The 22892-nt window shown below is 72.0% G+C and carries 18 protein-coding genes and 1 riboswitch; of the genes, 11 read left to right on the top strand and 7 right to left on the bottom strand.

The features are described from left to right. Positions 1 to 17 precede the first annotated feature (17 nt). The 6 genes from dxs (at position 18) to OKJ99_RS19415 (ending at position 7742) form a co-directional block, all read left to right on the top strand. Positions 18 to 1958, top strand: coding sequence for a 1-deoxy-D-xylulose-5-phosphate synthase (gene dxs, locus OKJ99_RS19440; protein WP_326017991.1), 1941 nt, complete (start codon positions 18 to 20; stop codon positions 1956 to 1958). Next, a complete protein-coding gene (locus tag OKJ99_RS19435; protein ID WP_326017989.1) occupies positions 1955 to 3340 on the top strand; it encodes an aspartate aminotransferase family protein in 1386 nt (461 codons plus the stop codon). The genes dxs and OKJ99_RS19435 overlap by 4 nt, the downstream gene beginning before the upstream one ends. An 83-nt stretch (positions 3341 to 3423) precedes the next feature. Further along, positions 3424 to 4077 carry a helix-turn-helix domain-containing protein gene (locus OKJ99_RS19430; RefSeq protein WP_326017987.1) on the top strand — a complete coding sequence of 218 codons (654 nt, stop codon included), beginning with the start codon at positions 3424 to 3426 and terminating at the stop codon, positions 4075 to 4077. Beyond that, complete coding sequence (locus OKJ99_RS19425; RefSeq protein WP_326017986.1) at positions 4070 to 4273, top strand: DUF6126 family protein; 204 nt, start codon at positions 4070 to 4072, stop codon at positions 4271 to 4273. Before OKJ99_RS19430 ends, OKJ99_RS19425 begins: the two co-directional genes overlap by 8 nt. 125 nt (positions 4274 to 4398) lie before the next feature. Next, positions 4399 to 5229 carry an ABC transporter ATP-binding protein gene (locus OKJ99_RS19420; protein ID WP_326017984.1) on the top strand — a complete coding sequence of 277 codons (831 nt, stop codon included), beginning with the start codon at positions 4399 to 4401 and terminating at the stop codon, positions 5227 to 5229. Beyond that, positions 5226 to 7742: an ABC transporter permease gene (locus OKJ99_RS19415; RefSeq protein ID WP_326017982.1), complete on the top strand. Its 2517-nt coding sequence runs from the start codon at positions 5226 to 5228 to the stop codon at positions 7740 to 7742. Before OKJ99_RS19420 ends, OKJ99_RS19415 begins: the two co-directional genes overlap by 4 nt. A 180-nt stretch (positions 7743 to 7922) precedes the next feature. On the opposite strand, the gene OKJ99_RS19410 is transcribed toward OKJ99_RS19415, so the two are convergent. Continuing rightward, on the bottom strand, positions 7923 to 8720 hold the full coding sequence (locus OKJ99_RS19410; RefSeq protein WP_326017981.1) for a tyrosine-protein phosphatase: 798 nt from the start codon (positions 8718 to 8720) through the stop codon (positions 7923 to 7925). Positions 8721 to 9103: 383 nt separating this feature from the next. Then, positions 9104 to 9274, top strand: a riboswitch (cyclic di-AMP (ydaO/yuaA leader). 3 nt (positions 9275 to 9277) lie between these two features. On the opposite strand from OKJ99_RS19410, the gene OKJ99_RS19405 reads away from it, so the two are divergent. Both OKJ99_RS19405 and OKJ99_RS19400 read left to right on the top strand, forming a co-directional pair. Continuing rightward, positions 9278 to 10060, top strand: a complete 783-nt coding sequence (locus OKJ99_RS19405) for a M23 family metallopeptidase (protein WP_326017979.1) — start codon at positions 9278 to 9280, stop codon at positions 10058 to 10060. A 172-nt stretch (positions 10061 to 10232) separates the two neighbouring features. Then, positions 10233 to 11060, top strand: a complete 828-nt coding sequence (locus OKJ99_RS19400) for an SGNH/GDSL hydrolase family protein (RefSeq protein WP_326017977.1) — start codon at positions 10233 to 10235, stop codon at positions 11058 to 11060. A gap of 42 nt (positions 11061 to 11102) precedes the next feature. Here the strand turns inward: OKJ99_RS19400 and OKJ99_RS19395 are convergent, their stop codons facing one another. Continuing rightward, the gene (locus OKJ99_RS19395) at positions 11103 to 11741 is read right to left on the bottom strand and encodes a TetR/AcrR family transcriptional regulator (RefSeq protein WP_326017976.1); all 639 of its coding nucleotides are present in this window, start codon (positions 11739 to 11741) and stop codon (positions 11103 to 11105) included. Between the two features lie 216 nt (positions 11742 to 11957). Between OKJ99_RS19395 and OKJ99_RS19390 the strand changes: the two genes are divergently transcribed. Then, positions 11958 to 13532: an APC family permease gene (locus OKJ99_RS19390; RefSeq protein WP_326017974.1), complete on the top strand. Its 1575-nt coding sequence runs from the start codon at positions 11958 to 11960 to the stop codon at positions 13530 to 13532. 59 nt (positions 13533 to 13591) lie between these two features. On the opposite strand, the gene OKJ99_RS19385 is transcribed toward OKJ99_RS19390, so the two are convergent. Genes OKJ99_RS19385 through OKJ99_RS19370 form a run of 4 tightly spaced genes read right to left on the bottom strand, consistent with a single transcriptional unit; the run spans position 13592 to position 19819 of the window. Beyond that, positions 13592 to 15730: an acetate--CoA ligase family protein gene (locus OKJ99_RS19385; protein ID WP_326017973.1), complete on the bottom strand. Its 2139-nt coding sequence runs from the start codon at positions 15728 to 15730 to the stop codon at positions 13592 to 13594. Further along, positions 15727 to 16971, bottom strand: a complete 1245-nt coding sequence (locus OKJ99_RS19380; RefSeq protein ID WP_326017971.1) for a glutamate dehydrogenase — start codon at positions 16969 to 16971, stop codon at positions 15727 to 15729. The genes OKJ99_RS19385 and OKJ99_RS19380 overlap by 4 nt, the downstream gene beginning before the upstream one ends. Next, complete coding sequence (locus OKJ99_RS19375; protein WP_326017969.1) at positions 16968 to 18665, bottom strand: thiamine pyrophosphate-dependent enzyme; 1698 nt, start codon at positions 18663 to 18665, stop codon at positions 16968 to 16970. The genes OKJ99_RS19380 and OKJ99_RS19375 overlap by 4 nt, the downstream gene beginning before the upstream one ends. Continuing rightward, positions 18662 to 19819 (bottom strand): acyl-CoA dehydrogenase family protein, encoded by a 1158-nt coding sequence (locus OKJ99_RS19370; protein WP_326017967.1) that lies wholly within the window; start codon positions 19817 to 19819, stop codon positions 18662 to 18664. Before OKJ99_RS19370 ends, OKJ99_RS19375 begins: the two co-directional genes overlap by 4 nt. 202 nt (positions 19820 to 20021) lie before the next feature. Here OKJ99_RS19370 and OKJ99_RS19365 point away from each other — a divergent pair, with 202 nt between their 5' ends. Further along, a complete protein-coding gene (locus tag OKJ99_RS19365) occupies positions 20022 to 21212 on the top strand; it encodes an MBL fold metallo-hydrolase (RefSeq protein ID WP_326017966.1) in 1191 nt (396 codons plus the stop codon). A 158-nt stretch (positions 21213 to 21370) separates the two neighbouring features. Here the strand turns inward: OKJ99_RS19365 and OKJ99_RS19360 are convergent, their stop codons facing one another. Beyond that, positions 21371 to 22087 carry a class I SAM-dependent methyltransferase gene (locus tag OKJ99_RS19360; protein ID WP_326017965.1) on the bottom strand — a complete coding sequence of 239 codons (717 nt, stop codon included), beginning with the start codon at positions 22085 to 22087 and terminating at the stop codon, positions 21371 to 21373. Between the two features lie 119 nt (positions 22088 to 22206). Between OKJ99_RS19360 and OKJ99_RS19355 the strand changes: the two genes are divergently transcribed. Then, a complete protein-coding gene (locus OKJ99_RS19355) occupies positions 22207 to 22800 on the top strand; it encodes a helix-turn-helix domain-containing protein (protein ID WP_326017964.1) in 594 nt (197 codons plus the stop codon). Positions 22801 to 22892: the final 92 nt, after the last annotated feature.

The following is a 22892-nucleotide window of genomic DNA, read 5'->3' as shown; positions in this document are numbered from 1 at the left end:
GGGAAGGGGGCTCGAGCGTGACGATACTGGAATCCATCCGGGGGCCGCGCGACCTGAAGGCACTGAGCGAGGAGGAGGTCGGCGAACTGGCCCATGAGGTCAGGGAGTTCCTGATCCACGCGGTCGCGAGGACGGGGGGTCACCTCGGGCCGAACCTCGGCGTGGTGGAACTGTCCATCGCGCTGCACCGGGTCTTCGAATCGCCGGTCGACCGCCTCGTGTGGGACACCGGTCACCAGAGCTATGTGCACAAGCTCCTGACGGGCCGCCAGGACTTCTCCAAGCTGCGCGGCAAGGGCGGCCTGTCCGGCTACCCCTCGCGCGAGGAGTCCGAGCACGACATCGTGGAGAACTCGCACGCCTCCACGGCGCTCGGCTGGGCCGACGGCCTCGCCAAGGCACGCCAGGTGCAGGGCGAGCGCGGGCACGTCGTCGCCGTGATCGGGGACGGCGCGCTGACCGGCGGCATGGCCTGGGAGGCGCTGAACAACATCGCGGCCGCCAAGGACCGGCCGCTCATCATCGTCGTCAACGACAACGAGCGCTCGTACGCGCCCACCATCGGCGGCCTCGCCAACCATCTGGCGACGCTGCGCACCACGGACTCGTACGAGAAGGTGCTGGCCTGGGGCAAGGACGTGCTGCTGAAGACCCCCGTGGTCGGGCACACGGTCTACGAGTCGCTGCACGGCGCGAAGAAGGGCTTCAAGGACGCGTTCGCGCCGCAGGGCATGTTCGAGGACCTGGGCCTGAAGTACGTGGGTCCCATCGACGGCCACGACGTGGGCGCCGTCGAATCCGCCCTGCGGCGCGCAAAACGCTTCCACGGCCCCGTACTTGTGCACTGCCTGACCGAGAAGGGCCGCGGCTACGAGCCCGCGCTCGCCGACGAGGCCGACCGCTTCCACACCGTCGGCGTGATGGACCCGCTCACCTGCGAGCCGCTCGCGCCGTCCAACGGGCCTTCCTGGACCTCGGTGTTCGGCGACGAGATCGCGGCCATCGGGCGCGAGCGGGAGGACGTCGTCGCGATCACCGCGGCGATGCTGCACCCGGTGGGGCTCACCAAGTTCGCCCAGGAGTTCCCCGAGCGGGTGTGGGACGTCGGGATCGCCGAACAGCACGCCGCCGTGTCGGCCGCCGGACTCGCAACGGGCGGGCTGCACCCGGTGGTTGCCGTGTACGCGACCTTCCTGAACCGGGCCTTCGACCAGCTGTTGATGGACGTCGCACTGCACAAGTGCGGGGTCACCTTCGTGCTCGACCGGGCCGGGGTCACCGGCGCCGACGGCCCCTCCCACAACGGCATGTGGGACATGTCCGTGCTCCAGGTCGTACCGGGTCTGCGGATCGCCGCGCCGCGCGACGCCGACCAACTCCGGGCGCAGCTGCGGGAAGCGGTCGCCGTCGACGAGGCGCCGACCATGCTGCGGTTCCCCAAGGAGTCGGTGGGCGCGCCGATCGCGGCGGTCGACCGGGTCGGCGGCATCGACGTGCTGCACCGGACGCCGGACGCGCGGGTGCTCCTCGTCTCGGTCGGCGTCATGGCGCCGGTGTGCCTACAGGCCGCGGACCTGCTTGAGGAGCGCGGCATCAACTGCACGGTCGTGGACCCGCGGTGGGTCAAACCCGTCGACCCCGACCTCACGCCGCTGGCCGCCGCGCACGAGCTGGTCGCCGTCGTCGAGGACAACAGCAAGGCGGCGGGCGTCGGTTCGGCGGTCGCGCTCGCCCTCGGCGAGGCCGAAGTCGACGTACCCGTACGGAGGTTCGGCATTCCCGAGCAGTTCCTGGAGCACGCCAAACGCGGCGAGGTGCTCGCCGACATCGGTCTGACACCCGTGGAGATCGCGGGCCGGATCGCGACGAGTCTCGGCTTCAAGGCCGCGCGGCCCGGGCACCCCATGCGGCCCGCGCACCCCGGCCCTGTCGAATCCGGCAAGGAGATCAACACATGAGCAAGGAGTTCGACCTCGGCACGCTGCTCGCCGAGCGCGGCGCCGAACGGTACGAGCTGCACACCAAGTACCTCAACCACCAGCTGCCGAAGATGCTCCACACCATCGGCTTCGACAAGGTCTACGAGCGGGCCGAGGGCGCGCACTTCTGGGACGCGGACGGCAACGACTACCTGGACATGCTCGCCGGATTCGGCGTCATGGGCCTCGGCCGGCACCACCCCGTCGTACGCAAGGCGCTGCACGATGTGTTGGATGCCTCGCTCGCGGACCTCACCCGGTTCGACTGCCAGCCGCTGCCGGGGCTGCTCGCCGAGAAGCTGCTCACCCACAGCCCGCACCTGGACCGGGTGTTCTTCGGCAACAGCGGTACGGAGGCGGTGGAGACGGCGCTGAAGTTCGCGCGCTACGCGACCGGCAAGCCGCGGATCCTGTACTGCGCACACGCCTTCCACGGCCTGACGACCGGAGCGCTGTCGGTGAACGGTGAGGACGGCTTCCGCGACGGCTTCGCGCCGCTGCTGCCCGACACCCCGGTCCCGCTCGGCGATCTCGACGCGCTGGCACGGGAGTTGAAGAAGGGCGACGTCGCCGGGCTCATCGTCGAACCGATCCAGGGCAAGGGCGTGTACGAGGCGCCGCCCGGCTATCTGCGGGCCGCGCAGGAGCTGCTGCGGGGGCACAAGGCGCTGCTGATCGCCGACGAGGTGCAGACGGGACTCGGCCGCACCGGCGACTTCTACGCCTACCAGCACGAGGAGGGCGTCGAACCGGACCTGGTGTGCGTCGCGAAGGCGCTGTCGGGCGGATATGTGCCGGTCGGCGCGACGCTCGGCAAGGACTGGATCTTCAAGAAGGTCTACTCGTCCATGGACCGGGTCCTCGTCCACTCGGCGAGCTTCGGCTCCAACGCGCAGGCGATGGCGGCGGGCCTCGCCGTCCTGTCGGTCATGGAGGACGAGGAGACGGTCGCGAACGCGCGGGCGATGGGCGAGCTGCTCACGTCGAAACTCACCGAACTCATCGACCGCTACGAGCTGTTGAGCGACGTACGCGGCCGCGGCCTGATGGTCGGCATCGAGTTCGGCCGCCCCAAGTCCCTCAAGCTGCGCAGCCGTTGGGCGATGCTGCAGGCCGCACGCAAGGGCCTGTTCGCGCAGATGGTCGTGGTGCCGCTGCTCCAGAAGCACCGGATCCTGACGCAGGTCTCCGGTGACCACCTCGAAGTCATCAAACTGATCCCGCCGCTCGTGGTGAACGAAGCCGACGTCGAGCGGTTCGTCGAGGCGTTCACGGCTGTCATGGACGACGCGCACAGTGGCGGCGGACTGATGTGGGACTTCAGCAAGACGCTGATCAAGCAGGCGGTGGCGAACCGCTGAGGGCGCCCTGGCTCAAGTCGGTGGCTTTTGCCTCTGAGGCAAGAAAGTTGCCGGAGGGGCATGGCTCTGGCTGAATCGACAGCATGAGCCCTGCCCTCTCGCCGGACGAGGCGGACGGTGCGGAGGTCCCGGAATCCCCGGAACTTCCCGCCGTCGCGCCCCAGCTCCGCGAACTGCGCCGCCGCGCCGCCCTCACCCTGGAGGCCGCCGCCGGATCCGCCGGCCTGTCCCCGGCGCACCTCTCCCGCCTGGAGACCGGGCAGCGTCAGCCCTCGCTCCCGATGCTGCTCTCACTCGCCCGTATCTACGGTACGACCGTATCCGAACTCCTCGGCGAGACCCCCGCCGACCGGGACGCGGTCGTGCGCGGCGGCACGATGGAGGCCACCGAGGCCGGGGGCTGGACGTACCGGCAGGCCGGTTCGCCCGGGCGCGGCATGCAGGCGTTGCAGGTCCACGCGCCGTACGGGTCCCAGGGCGATGTCGTACGCGTGCACCCGGGGGAGGAGTGGCTGTACGTCCTGTCGGGCCGCCTGCGGCTGCGGCTCGGGGACACGTCCTACCGGCTCGACCCCGGCGACAGCTCCCACTTCGACTCGCTCACCCCGCACCGCATCGCCGCCCTCGACCGGGGCGGCGTCGACTTCCTGTTCGTCCACACCCTGCTGCAGAGCCCGACGGCCGCGCTGTGCCTCGGCCCGTCGGCCGGACCGGTAAAGGAGACCCGCCATGGCTGACACGGCCGACACGACTGGTGCGACCGGTGGGGCCAGTGGGACCGGTGCGACCGGTTCGAGCCCGGCCCCGGCCCGCCGCGACATAGAGGACAAGCTCCCGCGCGGCATCCTGATCCGGGTCCTCGTGTACGTCTTCGCGGGACACGCGCTGGCGGGGTTCATCTATTTGCTCTTCACGTTGGGCGGGAACCAGTGAGGCGGCACCCCCTACTGCAGTAGCACCTCCACTTTGGCTCCCGGGTATGACGCCAGGCGCCCGGTCGTCCTCGCACACTCCTCTCCGTCAGAACGCGGAAGAGTACGAGAGGGCGGGACAGGGCGATGAGGCTACGCAGGGGCAAGCGGCGGACGACGGAGGACAACCGGCCGGAGGAGCCGGCCGGGACGCCGGGTCTCGCGGTGGAACTGCGCGGTGTGCGGCGGCAGTACGGACGCGGGGCCGGCGCGGTGCACGCCCTCGCGGGCGTCGACCTCGCGCTGCCGCGCGGCACGTTCACGGCCGTGATGGGGCCCTCCGGGTCCGGCAAGTCCACCTTCCTGCAGTGCGCCGCCGGGCTCGACCGGCCGTCGGCGGGATCCGTGCGCCTCGGTGGCACGGAGATCACCGGAATGAGCGAGAACAGCCTCACCGAGCTGCGCCGCAGCCGCCTCGGCTTCGTGTTCCAGGCGTTCAACCTGCTGCCGTCGCTGACCGTGGAGCAGAACGTCCTGCTGCCCATGCGTCTGGCCGGGCGCCGCCAGGACCGCCGCCGGGCGGCCGCGATGCTCGCGCAGGTCGGGCTCGCCGACAAGGCGCGGCGCCGGCCCGGCGAGCTCTCCGGTGGCCAGCAGCAGCGTGTGGCCGTCGCCCGCGCCCTGGTCACGAGCCCCGACGTGGTGTTCGCCGACGAGCCCACCGGTGCCCTCGACACCGGCACCGCCGCCGAGGTCCTCGGCCTGCTCCGCAACGCGGTGGACACCCTCGGCGCCACCGTCGTCATGGTCACCCACGACCCGGTCGCGGCCGCCTGGGCCGACCGTGTGCTGTTCCTCGCCGACGGCGCCTTCGCCGACAGCCTGGAGCGCGGTTCGGCGGAGCGGATCGCGGCGCGGATGGCGACGCTCACCGCCCGTACCGCCCACCCGGGCACGATGGCGGGGGCGGTGGCATGAGGAGCCTCGCCCCGAACGGCCTCGCGCGGGCGGCCGTCCGCTTCAAACCTGCCTCGTTCGTGGGCACCTTCGTCGCGCTGCTGATGTCGGCCCTGATCGTCGCGGCCTGCGGCACGCTGCTGGAGACGGGCGTACGCGCCTCGGTTCCGGCGGAGCGGTACGCGAAGGCGCCGGTCGTGGCGGCGGCCGACCAGTCCGCGCGGGTCGTCGCCGACACCATCGACGGCCCCGAGGAAAGCAAGTACCCGCTCCCGGACACCGCGCGCGTGGACGTGGGGCTCGCGGCGAAGGCGGCCCATGCGCCGGGCGCCGAGGCCGCGGTGGCCGACTTCACCTTCCCCGTGCGGCAGGGGAGCGGCGCGCTCACCGGTCACGGCTGGGGCTCGCACGCCTTCACCGGCTCCGCGCTGTCCGCGGGCGCCGCGCCGCGCACGGGCGAGGTAGCACTCGACGCCGCAGCGGCCCGCACCGCGAAGGCCGGCGTCGGCGACACCGTCGTACTCGAAACGGCGGCGGGACAGGCGGAGTTCCGGGTGTCCGGTCTGGCCAGGGCCGGGTCCGGGGACACCGCGACGGCAGGCACAGCGACCGGCGGCGGGGCCACGGCCTGGTTCGCCGACACCGAGGCCCCCGCGCTGTCCGGGCACCCCGGCAAGGCCGACGCCATCGCCGTACTGGCCAAGGACGGCGCCGACACCGGTGCCCTCGCCACCGCCGTCGATAAGGCGCTCACCGGCTCCGGCGCGCAGGTGCTCACCGGCGACGACCGCGGCGAGGTCGAGGACCACGGCCTGGCGTACGCCAAGGAGACGCTCACCGCGCTCGGCGGCTCCTTCGGCGGGATCGCCACTTTGGTGGCCGTGTTCACCGCGGCAGGCACCGTCGCCCTCTCGGTCGGCCAGCGCACGCGCGAGTTCGCGCTGCTGCGTGCCGTCGGCGCCACCCCGCGGCAGATCCGCCGGGCGGTCGCCGCCGAGGCGCTGCTCGTCGCGCCGCTCGCCGGGGTGCTCGGGTGCCTGCCGGGCATCGGGCTTGCGCACTGGTGGTTCGGGCAGCTGAAGGACCGTGGGGCCGTCCCGCAGGCGGTCGAGCTGCACGTCTCGTGGATCCCGCTGGTCGCCGCCGTCGGGACCGGGCTGCTCACGGCGCTCGGCGCCGGCTGGATCGCCGGGCGCAGGCCCGCGAAGATCAAGCCGGGTCAGGCGCTCGCCGAGGCCTCCGTGGAGCGGCTGCGACCGGGTGTCATCCGGACCGTGCTCGGTCTCGCGGCCCTGGGCGGCGGCTCGGCGCTCGCCGGTGTCGCGGCCTCCACGGGCGGTGCCGACGCGGCGAACGCCTCGCTCGGCGTCGTGATGCTCTTCATGCTGGCCGTCGCCCTGCTCGGCCCGCTGGTGGCCCGGCTGTGCGCGGCGCTCTTCGGCCTGCTGCTGCGCGGGGGCGGCGCCTCGGCCTCGCTGGCGGCCGCCAACTCCCGGACGAACTCCCGTCGGTTGGCCTCCGCGATCACGCCGATCGTGCTGGCGATGGCCTTCGCCTCGACGCTGGTCTTCATGCACACGAGCGAGAGCAAGGTCTCCGCGGACCAGCTGCGCGAGGGCATCACGGCGGACCACGTCGTCACCGACCCGGCAGGCCTGCCCGCGGGCGCCGCCGACCGGGCCGCCCGCGCTCCCGGCGTGAGGGCGGCCGTGAGCCTGCTCGACACGCAGGTGCTCGTACCGGTCGACTCCGGTGGCGAGACCTCGTTGCAGGCAACCGCGACCCAGGGCATCTCGGGCTCCGGGGCCGAGCTCGCCAAGGTGCAGGATCTGGATGTGCGCGGCGGCAGCCTGGACCGCGTGGGCGCGGGCCGCATCGCCATCGACAAGACCCTCGCCACGGCGGCGAAGGTGAAGGTGGGCGACAAGCTGCCGCTCCACCTCCCCGACGGCACGAAGGCCCGTCCGGAGGTCGCCGCGGTCTACGGCCGGGGCCTCGGTCTGGCGGCGGTGACCATGGACCGGGCGTCCCTGGCCGGCCACGTCACATCGGGCTTCGACGGCACGCTGCTGGTGCGCGGCGGCGACGCCGAGCCGCTCACCGCACTCGGCAAGGTCACCGACGCCTCGGGCTACGCCGTCGCGCAGAGCGTGGACAGTGAACTGGGCGCCTGGTCCAACTACATGATGGCCGCGGTCCTGGGCGGCTTCGCCGCCGTCGCCGCGGTCAACACCCTGGTGATGACGGTCCTGGACCGACGTCGCGAACTGACCGTGCTCCGCCTGGTCGGCTCCACGCGCCGCCAGGTGCTGCGGATGCTGCGCTGGGAGAGTCTGCTGGTGTCGGCGGCGGGGCTGGCGCTGGGCACGACCATCGCGCTGATCACGCTGACCCCGATGATGCGCGGCATGACGGGGGAGTCCCCGTACATACCCCCGCTGGTGTACGGCACGTTCGCGGCAGGCGCGGTGTGCCTCGGCCTGCTCGCCGTAACCCTCCCTGCCCGCGCGGCACTTCGCGACAGAGAGGGGTGACGTCGGGCCTCGGCCGAGGCGGTGCTGCCGGGCGTCAGGTGCTGCCGGGCCTCGGCCGAGGAAGCGCTCGGGCGGACGCTAGGGCCCTTCTGACGGGTCAGGCTGGACGCGGACGGCGTCAATGGGCGGTGCAGGCGCGTGCCAGACCCCGCGACTCCGGCAAGATCCGTCAGAAGGGCCCTAGTCGAGGAGGCGCTCGCGCAGTCGCTCGCGCGTCGCCGCGGTGACCTTCAGGCCCTCTTCGAGGTAGCGGTCCGTGCTGCCCCAGTGCTCGTCGATGGTCTCGAGGCCCGCGTTGAGGTACTCGATGCGGGCGTCGAAGAGCGGGCTGAGCAGCTCCATGATCTCGGGGGAGTAGGCGTCCTTCGCGGTGGCGGTGCGGCGCACGTTGTAGCGGCGGTGCTTCTCGTTGGACTTGAGGTAGTCCGCCTCGATGGCGTCGCGCTCCACGCCCACCGCGAGCAGCGTCACCGCGATCGACAGACCCGCGCGGTCCTTGCCCGCCGCGCAGTGCATCAGCGCGGGGAGGCTGTCCTCGGCGAGGGAGTGCAGCACGCGGCTGTGCTCGGCGGTGCGCTCCTTGATCATGGTGCGGTAGGAGTCGACGAGCCGGTTCGCCGCGCGGCCCTCGGAGAGGATCTGGCGCAGCTGGTCGATGTTGCCGTCGCGGACCATGGTCCAGAATTCGGCGCCGTCGGCGGGGTCGTTGAGCGGCAGGTTCAGGTTGCGCACGCCAGGCAGTTCGACGTCCGCGCCTTCCAGCTTCTGGTCCGCGGAGTTGCGGAAGTCGAAGACCGTGTGCAGGCCGAGGGAGGAGAGGAAGGTCGAGTCCTCGGCCGTGGCGTGGGCTAGGTGACCGCTGCGGAACAGTACGCCCTGGCGCACGCGCCGGCCGTCCACGGTGGGCAGGCCGCCGACGTCCCGGAAGTTGCGCACTCCGGTCAGCTCGGGCTCGGTGGACGGTGCGTGCTGCGTCACAGGGGCTCCTCCCAATCGGTGCACCGGCGTTGGGTCGCCGGCGGGCGCGCTCCTGACGATACGACATCGGTTCCACAGGCAACCATCTGTCCGATTCGCACCGTTCTGTGTCAACTGTGCATGAATCGGAGGGGCTTGTGGGCGTGTGCGTGACCGGCTTCATGTTCGTGACGCTGCGTGCCGGGCGGCCCGGATTGCCTCCCCAGTAATCCCCGAAAGTATGGCGTTGGTAAAGCGAAGAATGTCGACGCAGGGTTACACAGGGAAGCCTCAGAAACCCAAGGAATTGCCCCCGTAGATGAATTCGGGGTTTGTCGCCGCCATTGCCGTTCGCCTACGGTCACCAATCAATCCGGTCGGAACGCCTAGTCCTGCCGCCGCCCGGATTCCTTTCGACTACCCGTCACGGCAGGAGCGGGGGACCCACACGCAGTACGCCGCGGAGGGATTTCCCGAAGTGGCTAGGGGTGAAGCCGTGCCCGCACCCCGGGCGCGGCCGGGCATCTCCAGCCCGAACCCGACAGCTCACCTCGTAGGCGACGGAGAGGAAAATCAGCATGCCCGCAAAGGGAAAGCACCGTCTTTCGACCTCCCAGCGCATCGCCCGTGTCGCCGCCGTCGCCTCCGCCGGTGGAGCCGCGCTCGCGCTGCCGCTGATGGGCGCCTCCGGCGCGCAGGCCGCGACGTCCGGCGCTACCGCCGACACCACGACGTACACCGTCAAGGCCGGTGACACGCTCTCGAAGATCGCCAAGGCGCAGGACGTCGGCGGCGGCTGGAAGAAGCTGTACGAGGACAACAAGGACGCCGTCGGCTCCAACGCGGACCACCTCAAGATCGGCGTCAAGCTCGCCGTCGGCGGCGCGGCCGACAGCGACTCCGGCTCCGAGGCCGCGGCCGCCACCGCGCAGGCGAGCGCCAAGACGACCGCCTCCGGCGACTACGCGGCGCCGGTCGACGGCGCCAAGGGCACGGACTACGGCAACTCCGGATCCATGTGGTCCAGCGGCAGCCACACCGGTGCCGACTTCTCGATCCCGACCGGCACCTCCGTGAAGTCCATCGCCGAGGGCACCGTCGTCTCGACCGGCTCGGGCGGCGCGTACGGCAACGAGGTCGTCATCGAGCACGCCGACGGCCACTTCTCCCAGTACGGCCACCTGTCCTCGATCGGCGTCGCCCAGGGCGACACCGTGACGGCCGGCCAGGAGATCGCCAAGTCCGGCGCGACCGGCAACGTCACCGGCCCGCACCTGCACTTCGAGGTCCGCACGACCGCCGACTACGGCTCGGATGTCGACCCGATCGCCTACCTGAGCGAGCACGGCGTGAACGCCTGAGACGTGTCGTAGCGGCTCGTCGACCCGCTCCATTCGGCGCCCGGAGGGAATCCCTCCGGGCGCCGAATCGCGTTCCCCCAGTTATTCCCGAGATCGCGAGTGGGGTATCTCACCAGGCGTCAACCCCTACCTACGATGGCGTAGGTCACTTTTCGCGAGCGAAACTACGTGGGTGGCACACGAATCGAGAGCACTCACGGATTCACTCAACGGCGCGATCCGGTCCTACGCGGCCGTGGGAGACAGCTTCACCGAAGGAGTCGGCGACCCCGGCCCCGACGGAAAGTTCGCGGGCTGGGCCGACCGGCTCGCCGTCCTCCTGGACGACCGTGTCCCCGAGGACACCTTCAGGTACGCGAACCTGGCCGTGCGCGGCAAGCTGCTCGACCAGGTCGTCGCGGACCAGGTCCCCAAGGCGGTCGAGCTCGCCCCCGACCTGGTGACCCTGGTCGCCGGCGGCAACGACATCATCCGCCCCGGCACCGACCCGGACGACGTGGCCGAACGCTTCGAGAAGGCCGTCGTCAAGCTCGCCGACGCGGCCGGCACCGTCATGGTGGCCACCGGCTTCGACACCCGGGACGTGGCCGTGCTCAAGCACCTGCGCGGCAAGATCGCCACGTACAACATGCATGTGCGGGCGATCGCCGACCGCCACGGGTGCCTGATGCTCGACCTGTGGTCCCTCAGGTCCATCCAGGACCGCAGGGCCTGGGACGAGGACCGCCTCCACCTCTCGCCCGAGGGGCACACGCGGGTGGCGCTGCGCGCCGGCCAGGCGCTGGGCATCGACGTGCCGGCCGACCCCGAGCAGGCCTGGCCGCTGCTGCCGCCGCGTGGCACGTTCGAGGTGCGGCGCGACGACATCCACTGGGCGCGGGAGTTCCTGGTGCCGTGGATCGGGCGCCGCCTTCGCGGCGAGTCCTCCGGCGACCGGGTGCAGGCGAAGGGCTTCGTGGACCCGCACGCGGTGAAGGCGCACCTGGAGGCGGCGTCCTGACGCGGTGATCCTCGGCGGTACGGCGGCGCTGACGGCCTTCCGTCAGCGCCCCGTTCCGGTCAACTCGGCGCGCTCGAGCCCCAGTTCGCGGGCGAGCGCCTCATCCACCCACTCCTGCATACGGGCCCGCGACACCGCGGCCGGCCTGGCGCGCCCGTCGCTGTACGCCGTCAGCTGCACGGCGAGCCCGTCCAGCAGCGCCGTGAGCCGCAGCGCCGCCCCCATCGGGTCGGGGCAGGTGAACTCGCCCGCCGCCACGCCCTCGGCGATCACCTCCGCGAGCGCCGCCTTCCACTGCCGGTCGAGGTCCCGCGTGACCTCCCGCAGCGCGGGCTCGCGCAGCGCCGCCGCCCAGCCCTCGATCCACAGCCGCCACCCCTTGGCCTGCCCCGTCGGCGCGTACCAGCGCACCGCGGCACGCAGCCGCTTCAGGGCCGTCGTGCGGCGGCCGAGCAGTCCACGCAGATGGGCCAGGTCGCTCTCGGCGGCGTGCGCGAACGCGGCCGCGACGAGCTTCTCCTTCGTCGAGAAGTGGTACAGCACCAGCGCATTGCTCACGCCGAGCGCCGACGCCACGTCGGCGATGCGCACGGCGGCCACCCCGCGCGCCTCGATCTGTTCGATGGCGGCCCCCAGCAGCTCTTCACGCCGCGCGGCCACGCTCAACCGGACTCTGGTCACGCCGCAAGCCTAGTTGTTCCTGTGCGCCGAACCGTTCACGTGCAGGCCTCTTGACGCCTCGCCGTCGCGCGGGTCACAGTCACGTCACGTTCCACTACTGACTGGCCGTTCAGTCAATAAGTCGGCCGGTCGGGGGTAAGCGCGGCTCGAGCAAGCCCCGCAGTTGTTGTCCGTGCTGTCCGTGCCGCTTTCGTGCCGTCCTCCCCAGGAGCAATCGTGACCCAAGCGCCATCCCTCTCGCCGACCCCGCCCGCCGGGGACGAGCCCGACCTCTCCGAAGGCTGGGGCGAGCAGCGCTCACGGCTGCGCAAGGATCTGCGCAGGCTGGACGTACTGTTCTTCCTCATCTGCACGCTCGTCGGCCTGGACACCATCGGTTCCGTCGCCGCACAAGGCCCGCAGGGTCTGACCTGGATGGTCATCCTGGCCGTCGTCTTCTTCCTCCCCTACGGGCTGCTCGTCGCCGAACTCGGCTCGGCCTTCCCCGTGCAGGGCGGCCCGTACGTATGGACGCGCCTCGCCTTCGGCCGGCTCGTCGCGGGCGTCAACCAGCTCCTGTACTGGATCTCCAACCCGGTCTGGGTCGGCGGCAGCCTGTGCATCATCGCGCTGACCACCTGGGAGGAGTTCTTCACGCCGCTGCCGGGCGTGTGGAAGTACGTCGCCGGGTTCGTGTTCATCTGGGGCGGCGCGCTCGCCGTGGTGCAGTCCGTGCGCATCGGCAAGTGGGTGCCCATCGCGGGCGCCGTCGCGCGCGTGGTGCTGCTCGGCTTCTTCCTCGTGTCCGTCGTCGTGTACGCCGCCGAACATGGCGTGCACGCCCTACCCGCGGGCGAGTTCACGCCTACGTATGCAGGCTTCGTGGCGCTCGTCCCGGTGCTCATCTTCAACTACGTAGGCTTCGAACTGCCCAGCTCCGCCGCCGAGGAGATGAAGAACCCGCGCCGCGACATCCCCCTGTCGATCCTGCGCTCCGGCCTCGCCGCCGTGCTCCTCTACGGAGGCCCCATCCTCGGCATCCTGTTCGTCCTGCCCAGCCAGGAGATCGGCAGCCTGGGCGGCTTCATCGACGCCTGCAAGGCGGTCTTCACCGTCTACGGCGGCTCCATCGCGGCCGACGGCACGGTGACGCTGACCGGGCTCGGCTCCGTGTTCGGCGGGCTCGCCGCGGCGGGCCTGATCATCGGCCTGCTCACCTCCGGTGTCACGTGGGCGATGGGCGCCCACCGCGCGCAGGCCGTGGCGTGCGCGGACGGCGCGGGCCCGGCCTGGCTGGGCCGCATCTCCGAGAAGCACGGCACTCCGGTACGGGTCAACATCCTGTCCGCCGTGCTCGGTTCGATCCTGTTCGTCGTCGCCCTCAACCTCACCGGCGGCGACGGCGAGAAGTACTTCGCGGCAGGCCTCGGCCTGACCATCAGCACGACGTTCATCTCCTACGTCATCACGTTCCCGAGCCTCGCGGTGCTCCGCCGCAAGTACCCCGACCAGGAGCGGCCCTACGCCGTGCCGGGCGGCCGGGTGGGCGCCTGGATCGTGACCGCGCTCTCCACCGGCTTCGTCGCGTTCACCGTGGTCGTGCTCGTCTGGCCCGGCTTCGGAGTGGGCTGGTTCGGCACGGCGGGCAACCCGGCGGACTCGCTGCCCGAGTCCTTCGCAGGCCAGCGACTGCCGTACACGCTCAGCCAGGTGCTGCCGCTGCTGCTGTTCGTCGTGATCGGGTTGGTGTTCTACGCCTGTGGGGCGCGGGCGCGGCGGCGGGCGCGCGACGGTGCGGTTGGCGGTCGTTGAACGCCCGATGGGCCCCACGTGAGGTGGGGCCCATCGGGTCTTGGGCCCCGGGCCCCTGCTCAATCGCCGCAGGGGCTTCCGGTGGCCACCACTGCATGTGCGTCCAGGGCGATCGCGCCGCCAGGGTGTACGAGCAGCGGGTTGACCTCCAGGTCGGTCAGTTCCGGGTGGTCCGCCGCGGCTTGCGCCACCGCGCAGACTGCCGTCACTGCCGCCTCCAGGTGGACGGCCGGGGCGCCGCGCCACCCGGTCAACAGTGGCGCGTGCCGCAGCTCAAGGAGCAGGGCACGCGCGCGTGCCGGGGTGAGCGGGGCCAGGGCCAGCGCCGTGTCCGCGTGCAGCTCGGCGGTGACACCCCCGGCGCCGACCATGACGACCGGTCCGAACGCCGCGTCCTTGCGTACACCGACGATGAGTTCGCGCGCGTACGGAGGCGTGGCCATCGCCTCGACCGCGTACCGGGCCGCCCCCGTGGCCTCCCGCATCCGCGCGAACGCGGTCCGCAGCGCGACCTCGTCCGCGATGTGCAGCGCCACGCCACCTGCCTCGGTCTTGTGGGCGAGCCCCATCGCCTTGAGCACCAGGGGATAGCCCGTGCGGTAGGCCGCCTCCACCGCCGCGTCCGCGTCCGTCACGAACTCGGCCGTGGGGAACGCGACTCCGTAGGACGCCAGCAGGTCACGCACCCGCTCGTAGCCGCCGTCCTCGACCTCGTACGCCGCCGGGGGAGCGGTTCGCTCCTGCGGCAGGCGCGGCGCGGCCGAGGTCAGGCGCACGGCGCCCGCGAGCGCCGTCGCCGCCTGCTCGACGCGCTCGTGCACCGGGACACCGCGCTCCCTGAGGACGGCGAGGGCCGGGGTGTCGCGGGCCATCGTGTGCACGAGAAGCGCCCGCCCCGCGGCGCCGGCGGCGTCGGCGAGGGCGTGCGCGATCTCGCACTCGCGCCCGGCCTGGGCGGGGTTCGCGGTCGCGTAGTCGCCGAAGTAGCCGGTGAGCACGACCGTGTCGGCGTCGCCGCTGTGCAGCAAGGTGGCCGCCACGCGCGCGTAGGCGGCCAGATCCCGCTCGCCGGCCCCGGCCAGGTCGACCGGGTTGGCCCGCCCCGCACTCGGCGGCAGATGCGTGCTCAGGGCGTCGATGGTGTCCGGGGAGAGCGCGGGCACGTCGAAGCCGCACGCGGCGAACGAGTCGGCCGCCAGCGCGCCCTGCCCGCCGCTGTCCCCGATCACGGCGATCCGGTGCGGTGGGGGTGGGGCGGCGCTGGGGTGGTCGGGGGGAGGGGCGGAGGGGGTTTCGTGGCGGTGGGGGTGAGGGCGGGAACGTACGAGAGAGGGGGTGGGGGACATCAAGTGGAGGGCGGTGTCCACGAGTTCGCCCGCGGAGTCCAGGAGGAGGGCGCCGGCGTCGCGGCAGACCGCCGCGACCGTGGCGTGCGGGCTGACGAGGGCGCCGGTGTGGGAGGCGGCCGCGCGGCCCGATGCCGCGCTGCGGCCCACCGTGAGGAGCAGGACCGGCTTTCCCGCCGCGTGGGCGGCCGCGAGGACGTCCGCGAGGCGGCGGCCGTCCCGGAAGTCCTCCACGTACGCCGCGATCGCTCTCGTGGGCCCGTGAGCGATCAGGGACTCCAGGGCGTCGGCGGCGTCGATGTCGCGCTGGTTGCCGAGCGAGACGAAGCGCGAGAAGCCCGCGCCCGCGCGTTCCAGGTGCCGGCCGATCTCCAGGGCGAGATTGCCGCTCTGTGAGACGAGTCCGAGGCCGCCGGTCGGGAAGTCGCCCCAGCTGAGCCGGAGTTGGCTCGTCGTGTCGACAATGCCCATGCAGTTGGGGCCCAGCAGGCGGGCGCCCCGTGAGGTGACCAGGTCCGCGAGGGAGTCCTCCTCGGTGGTGCCCGACGTGATCACCGTGAAGCAGCGGGCGCCCGTGTCGAGGCCCTCCTGGACCACCGGGCGCACCTGGTGGGGCGGGACCGCGACCACCACGTGCTCGGGCGGCGCGTCCAGGGCGGACAAGGCGGGGCGGAACGGTTCACCTGCGAGCTGGCCACCCCTGTGGTTGACCAGGTGGACCGCGCGCCGGGCGCGTCCGGTCAGGGCGCCCGCCGCGAGCCAGTAGCCCCACTTCTCCGGGTTGTCGGACGCGCCGACGACCGCGACGGACGCCGGGTCGTACAGCGCGTCCAGGCTTGTCGACGTCGTCACCTGTACCACCCGAACCTCTCCGCGAGGATCGGCAGGCGGTCGGCGACGATGGCGTGCGCCGCGGCCCTCGGGGTCGTACCGTCGCCCTCCGCGCGCGCGAGCATCTGGTCGATCAGGGAGCGCATGGAGCGCCGCGTGTAGGCGAAGGCCTCGTCCGCGTCCGCGCCGATGTCGCCGAACAGGGTCCACCACCACCAGGCGTTCGTCCCGGAGTTGACGACGACGTCCGGCAGGACCGTGATCCCGCGCCCGGTCAGCAGCTCCTCGGCGTCCGCGAGGACCGGCATGTTGGCCGCCTCGACGATCCAGCGGGCCGTGATCCGCTCCTGGTTCGCGGCGTCGATCGCGTACGAGACCGCGGCCGGGACCAGCACGTCCGCGTCCGCCGACAGCCAGGCGTCGCCCGGCAGTTCACGGTCCTCGGGACGCAGCCGCTCACGGTTCACCGTGCCGTAGGCGTCGCGCGCCGCGAGCAGCGCCTCCACGTCGAGTCCCGCGTCGTTGGCGATGGTGCCCTTCAGGTCGGCCACCGCCACGATCGTGAGCCCCGCGCGCGCGAGGAAGCGGGCCGTGGCTCCGCCCATGGTGCCGAGCCCCTGGAGGGACACACGGGTGCCCTCGTAGGAGCGACCGGCGCGGTCCAGCGCGACCAGGACCGCCTCGGCGACGCCGCAGCCGCCCACCAGCTCGTCGAGACCGATGCCGTCGACGTCCACCGCGAACGCGTCCGCCAGTCGCTGACGGGCCGTCTCCTCGTCGTCCAGGAGCGGGTACACGGCCTGGATGGACGACACGAGACCCGCCTCGGTCGCCGCCTTGTCGACCAGGTCCTGCGTGAGCCCCAGGTCCTCACCCGTCGTCCAGAAGGACTCGATGTACGGACGCATCGCCTTCAGGTAGCGCACCAGGATGCCGTACGCCTCCGGGTCCTGCGGGTCGCAGTCGATGCCCCCCTTGGCGCCGCCCAGCGGGATGTAGCGACCCTCCGGGTTGTAGTGCAGCGCCTCCTTCATCGACATCCCGCGCGCGAGGCCCGCGACCTCCTTCAGGGTGCAGCCGGCCCGCATGCGCAGCCCACCGCTGGAGACGCCGCGCACCAGGCGGTCGATCACCAAGTAGCCGTGGCGGCCGGTGACATGGTCGGTCCAGGTGAGCTCGGTGAGAGGGGCCGTGGAGGCCTCCGCGGCAGTCGGGGCCGTCGGGGGCGTAGCGGTGCCGGCGGGCGTGGGGGCGGTGGTCATGCGGACTCCTCGGGGACGACGATCAGGGTGGGGGCGGGAGTGATCAGGGCGGTGCTCAGCAGCTTCGCGAGTTCCTCGGGGGAGTGGGCCGTCGCGCCGTGTCCTCCGTAGGCGCGGGCGAGCGCGGCCAGGTCCACGCGCGCGTGGTCGACCGCGAGCGGTGCGTCGCCGCGGGCGTTCATCTCGTCGCGGATCTCGCCGTAGCCGGAGTTGTCGAACACCACGACGGCGAGGGGCTGTTGGAGCGCGGCGGCCGTGGCCAGCTCCTGGATCGAGAACTGCAGACCGCCGTCGCCGCTGAGCGCCACCACCTGGCGGTCCGGGCAGGCGGCCTTCGCGCCGATCGCCGCGGGCAGGGCGTAGCCGAGCGTGCCGAAGCCGGTGGGGTGCAGATAGCGGGCGCGTCGGCCCAGGGTGAGGTGCGGCAGGGCGCCGTAGTAGCAGCACTGAGCGCTGTCCGAGGTGACGACGGCGTCCGGGGCGAGGGCGCCGCGGATCGCCTCCAGGTAGGGCAGCCAGTGGGCGTCGCGAGGCCGGGACTCGTCGTCGCGGGCCGCCTTCAGGGCGACGGTTTCGGTGTGGGCGGTGGTGGGGTCCGCGGTGACGGTGTGCCCGGCGGCGACTGCGGTTTCGAGGGCGAGGCCGAGGTCGAGGGCGACGGTGAGCGCGTCGAGCGTGGCGGCCGCGTCACCCACCAGGGGGACGTCCGCCGGGAGACCCGCGTACATCTGCGCCGGATCGAGATCCACACGGATCAACTCCCCCTGAAGAGGCAGGGGTTCGGCGGTCCAGATGTCGGACTCCGCCAGCTCCGTGCCGACGGCCAGGACCACGTCACGGCTCGTGAGCCACTCCTGGACCGCCGGACTGTGCAGGGACACGCCGAGGGAGAGCGGATGGTCCTCGTCGACGAGCGCCTTGCCGTTCGCCGTCGTGACCACCGGCGCCGCCAACTGCTCGGCCAGGGCGAGGCATTGGGCCCCCGCTCCGCGGGCTCCGCCACCCAGGACGAGGGCCGGGCGCTCCGCGCGGGCGAGAAGCGCGGCGGCCTCCTCGATGCGTACGGCGTCGGGGACGCGCGGCGCCGCCGGGGGAGCGGTGCGGACCGGGCCCGCGGGCTCCGTCGCCTCCAGGAGGTCGAGCGGGATCTCGATGTGCGCGGGACGCGGCCGCTCCGAGCGGAACAGCGTGAACGCGCGTGCCACCGCCGCACCGATCTCCGCCACCGACGAGACCCGGTGACTGAAGGCGGCCACGTTCCGCAACGCCTCGCTCTGGCTGCGCATTTCGTGCAGCAGGCCCGTCGACTGGCGCGGGTGGCGCAGCGGCATGCCCGGCGAGATCACCAGCAGCGGCACGCTGTCCGAGTACGCCTGGCCGACGGCCGCCGCGATGTTCAGCAGCGCGGGACCCGTGGTGGTGATCGCCACCCCGGGCGTCCCCGTCACGCGCGCGTACGCGTCCGCCGCGTACCCGGCTCCCTGCTCGTGGCGCGGCGCGATGTGTGCGAGGCCGTAGGCCGTCAGGTGGCGGTAGATCTCCAGGTTGTGGGTGCCGGGGATGCCGAAGGCCTGGGTGATGCCGTGGGCGGCCAGGGCGCGGACGAGGGCCTCGCCGCCGGTGAGGTGGGTGGGGTCTGGTGGTGGGGTGGGACTGTGACGCGTACCTACGGCCGATTCGTGGACAGACGTCACAGTGACCTCGCAATGATCAGGCGCATGATGTCGGAGGTGCCCTCTTCGATCTCCTCCAACTTGGCGTCGCGCATCCACTGTTCGACCGGGTACTCGCGCGAGTAGCCCCAGCCGCCCAGCGTCTGCACGGCCGCCCAGGTGCAGTACGCGGCGGTCTCCGACGCGGTGAGCTTGGCCATGGCCGCCTCCGTGGTGGCGTCCAGGCCCGCGTCCAGGCGGCGGGCCGCGCGCCACGTCATCAGGCGCGACTGCTCGATGCGGGTGCGCATGTCGGCGAGGCGGAACGCGACGGCCTGGTGCTCGATGACGGGCTTGCCGAACTGTTCGCGCGTGCGCGCGTAGTCGCGTGCGTACTCGTAGGCGGCGCGGGCGACACCGGTGGCGGCGGCGCCCAGGACGGCTCGTGAGATGTCGAAGGTGCGCATCAGGCCGTTGAAGCCCTGGCCCTCGTCGCCGAGCCGGTTCTCCTCGGGGACGAACGCGTCGGAGAAGAAGATCTCCCGGCAGACGATGGCGCGCTGGCCCATCTTGCGCATCGGCTCACCGAAGGTGACACCTTCGGTGTCCTTGCGCAGAAGGAAGGCGCTCACGCCGCGCGAGCGCTGGGTCGGGTCCGTCTTGGCGAACACGACGTAGCGGTCGGCCTCGCCCGCGTTCGAGATCCATGCCTTCTGGCCGTTGAGGAGGTAGCCGCCTTCGGTGCGGCGGGCTGTGGTGCGGATCGACGCGGCGTCCGAGCCCGCGCCGGGTTCGGTGGTCGCCAGCGACGTCATCGGGGTGTCGGGGCCGGCGAGCGGGGTGAGCCAGGTGCGCTGCTGCTCCTCGGTGCCGAGGGCGAGCACGGGGTCGGCGAAGAAGCCGTTCGAGCAGAGCAGGTTGCCGATGCCCAGGTCGCCGACGCAGAGCTCCTCTTGCACGAGGACCTGCGTGAACACGTCGGTGAAGCCACCTCCGCCGAACTTCTCGGGGAGCATGAAACCGGTGATGCCGACCTTGGCCGCCTTGCGCCACAGGTCCCAGGGTGTCTCGACGTCGGCCTCGTCGACGGCGCGCGCGCGAGGCCGGATCTCCTCGACCGCGAACGTCCGGGCGAGCTCGATGACGGCGTGCTGTTCGGGAGTGAGCGGGACCAGTTCGGTGGGGAGTTCCGACACGGTGCCTCCAGATGGCTTTACTGAATCGTCGGTCAGTATCCGGAGTCGGCGAGAGTGCTGTCAATCGAACTGGTACTGAATGGTCAGTCAGGGTGGGGGTCAGGGTGGCGGGCGGGTGGCACGGATTCGGGAACCCGGGCACACAACGGGCGCTCAGCGCGTTGTCAGTGGTGCCGCACATAATGGGAAACCTGATCGATCAATGGGAGGCGCCGTGTCACGTTCTCTGACTTCCGGCCTGCGCTCGCTCCAGCCCGATGCCTTTGGCGCCGAGCCCACAGGGGCGCGACTGGACCGGATCCGCCGGTCCCCGAACTTCGTGGACGGGTCCTTCCAGAACCCGGAGGGCGCGCGCACCCGGCCCGACGGCTCGATGGTCGAGTTCGCGAAGAACTACTTCCGTAAGGATGAGCGCGCCCGCCGGGCGCCCACGGGCACCGTGCCTGTGCATGCCACGACCCTCGCCGACCTGGCGAAGCCGCCGGTGAGCGGTCTGCGGATCACATGGATGGGGCACTCCAGCGTCCTCGCCGAGATAGACGGGGTGCGGGTGCTGTTCGACCCGGTGTGGGGCGAGCGCTGTTCACCGTTCGCCTTCGTGGGGCCGAAGCGGTTGCACCCGGCGCCGCTGCCGCTCGCCGCGCTGGGGCCGGTCGACGTGGTGGTGATCTCGCACGATCACTACGACCACCTGGACATGCCCACCATCAAGGCGCTCGCCCACACCGACACCGTGTTCGCCGTGCCGCTCGGCGTCGGCGCGCACCTGGAGCACTGGGGCGTGCCCGCGGACCGGCTGCGCGAGCTGGACTGGCACGAGTCGACGAAGGTCGCCGGGGTGACGCTGACCGCCACCCCCGCCCGCCACTTCTGCGGCCGCGGCCTGCGCAACGCGCAGCACACCCTGTGGGCGTCCTGGGTGGCCACCGGGTCCGAGCACAGCGTCTTCCACAGTGGCGACACCGGGTACTTCGGCGGCTTCAAGGACATCGGCGCCGAGCACGGACCGTTCGACGTGACGATGATCCAGATCGGCGCGTATTCCGAGTACTGGCCCGACATCCACATGACCCCGGAGGAGGGCATGCGTGCCCACCTCGACCTGCAGGGCGGGCCGGCGGCCGGGCCGATGCTGCCGATCCACTGGGGCACGTTCAACCTGGCGCCGCACGCCTGGACCGAGCCCGGCGAGGGCACCGTCACCGCGGCCCGCCGCTCCGCCGCGCGCCTCGCGCTGCCGCGCCCCGGCGAGCCCTTCGAGCCGGACGCCGAGGCGCTGCCCACGGAGCAGTGGTGGCGGCCGGTCGCGGCGGTCCCGCAGGGCGGGTGGCCGGTGGCCGGGCCCGCGGCGGGGGCGGGGGCGGAGGGCACGGAGATCGTGGTAGGCGGGTAGGCGGGTAGGCGGGTAGGCGGGTTGGCGGGTTGGCGGGCGTCGGGTAGCCGGTAGTCGTGTAGGCGGTTTGTTGGTTGCTGGTCGCGGGTGGGTGCCTGACGGGTTCGCCGCTGTGGCTGTGGCTGTGGCTGCGGTTTTCGGGGCCGGTCCGCCGTGGCTTACGCCGTGCGCTGGGCTCGCAGGACCGTGTCCCGGTGGTGGTGTGTGCCGGGCGGGGCCGGGGCGGTGCGCTCGCGGGTCTCGTTGACCTGGATCTTCCAGGCGCTGTCGCTGTCGCTGTCGCCGTCGGCGTCGAGGAGTGCGGCGATGTCGTCCGCCCAGTAGTAGTCGGCGGGGTCGAATTCGGCCGTCGCCTCGGTGTGCTCCTTCAGGTCCGCAAGCGCGTGCGTGGCGAAGAGCAGCGTGCCGCCGGGTGCGACCGCGTCGACGAGCCCGCGCAGCGCCGGCAGGCCCGCGCTGCGCAGCAGCGGGAAGTACTGGACGGTCACCAGGTCGAAGGCGCCCGCGGGCGGCGGCGTGACGGCCAGGTCGGCCTGCGCCCAGGAGACCCGGTCCTCCACGTCGGTGCCGGCCGCGGCCGCGCGCCGCAGGGCGACCTCGGAGACGTCGACCGCCATGACCTGCCAGCCGCGCCGGGCCAGCCAGAGCGCGTCGCCGCCCTCGCCGCAGCCGACGTCGAGCGCCTGGCCGGGCGACATTCCGTCGGCCTCGGTGACCAGCACGCCGTTCGCGTTGCCGCTGAAGAGCTGCTCGCGGCTGCGGTACCGCTCGTCCCACTCCCGGGCGGTGTCGGAGTGAGCGGTCTCGGGCTGAGCGGTGTCGGGCTGAGTGGTGTCGGACTGCGGGCCGGCGTGCTGGGCGGTGTTGTGGTTCATGGCGTGCGGTCCTGTCTCTCGTCGGTTCGACGGTGACCCCGTCGACGCCAAGGTCGCGCCACCGGTGCGTACGGGCAAACTTCTTTGCAGAAAGCGCAAAACGTAGGCACGGTGGACGGATGAGCGACGACGTCGACGGGGTGCTGGCAGGGGTCGGGCCGAGGCTGCGCGAGCTGCGCAAGCGTCGGGGCGCCACCCTGACAGCCCTGTCGGAGGCCACCGGAATCCCGATCAGCACCCTGTCCCGCCTGGAATCGGGGCACCGCAAGCCGGGACTCGAACTCCTGCTGCCGCTGGCCAGGGCGCACCAGGTGTCGATCGACGAGCTGGTCGGCGCCCCGGCCGACCTCGACCCGCGCGTGCACCCGCAGCCGATCACGCGCAACGGCGTGACGATCGTGCCGCTGACCCGCAAGCCCGGCGGCCTTCAGGCGTTCAAGCAGATCCTCCCCGCGGGCCTCACCGACGGCCGCGATCCCGAGCCGCGTTCGCACGAGGGATACCACTGGCTGTACGTCCTCAAGGGGCGGCTGCGTCTCCTGCTCGGCGACCAGGACGTCGTCCTCGCGGAGGGCGAGGCCGCCGAGTTCGACACCCACCTCCCGCACTGGTTCGGCAACGCCGACGAGCGCGCCGTGGAATTCCTCAGCATCCTGGGGCCCCAGGGCGAGCGCATGCACATCAAGGCCCGCTTCCGGCCGGACGAGAGCTAGGTACGACCGAAACCGCCCATGAAGCCGCCCCGCCGAACGTGCGTACGGACACATCGCGCCCAGGTATTCGGTCGCAGGTGCGAAGCCTCATA

Origin of the sequence: Streptomyces endophyticus (assembly GCF_035798155.1) — a bacterium.
Taxonomy (GTDB): domain Bacteria; phylum Actinomycetota; class Actinomycetes; order Streptomycetales; family Streptomycetaceae; genus Streptomyces; species Streptomyces endophyticus.
Note: the sequence above shows the minus strand (reverse complement) of the source record. Positions and strands in the feature narration are given on the sequence as shown.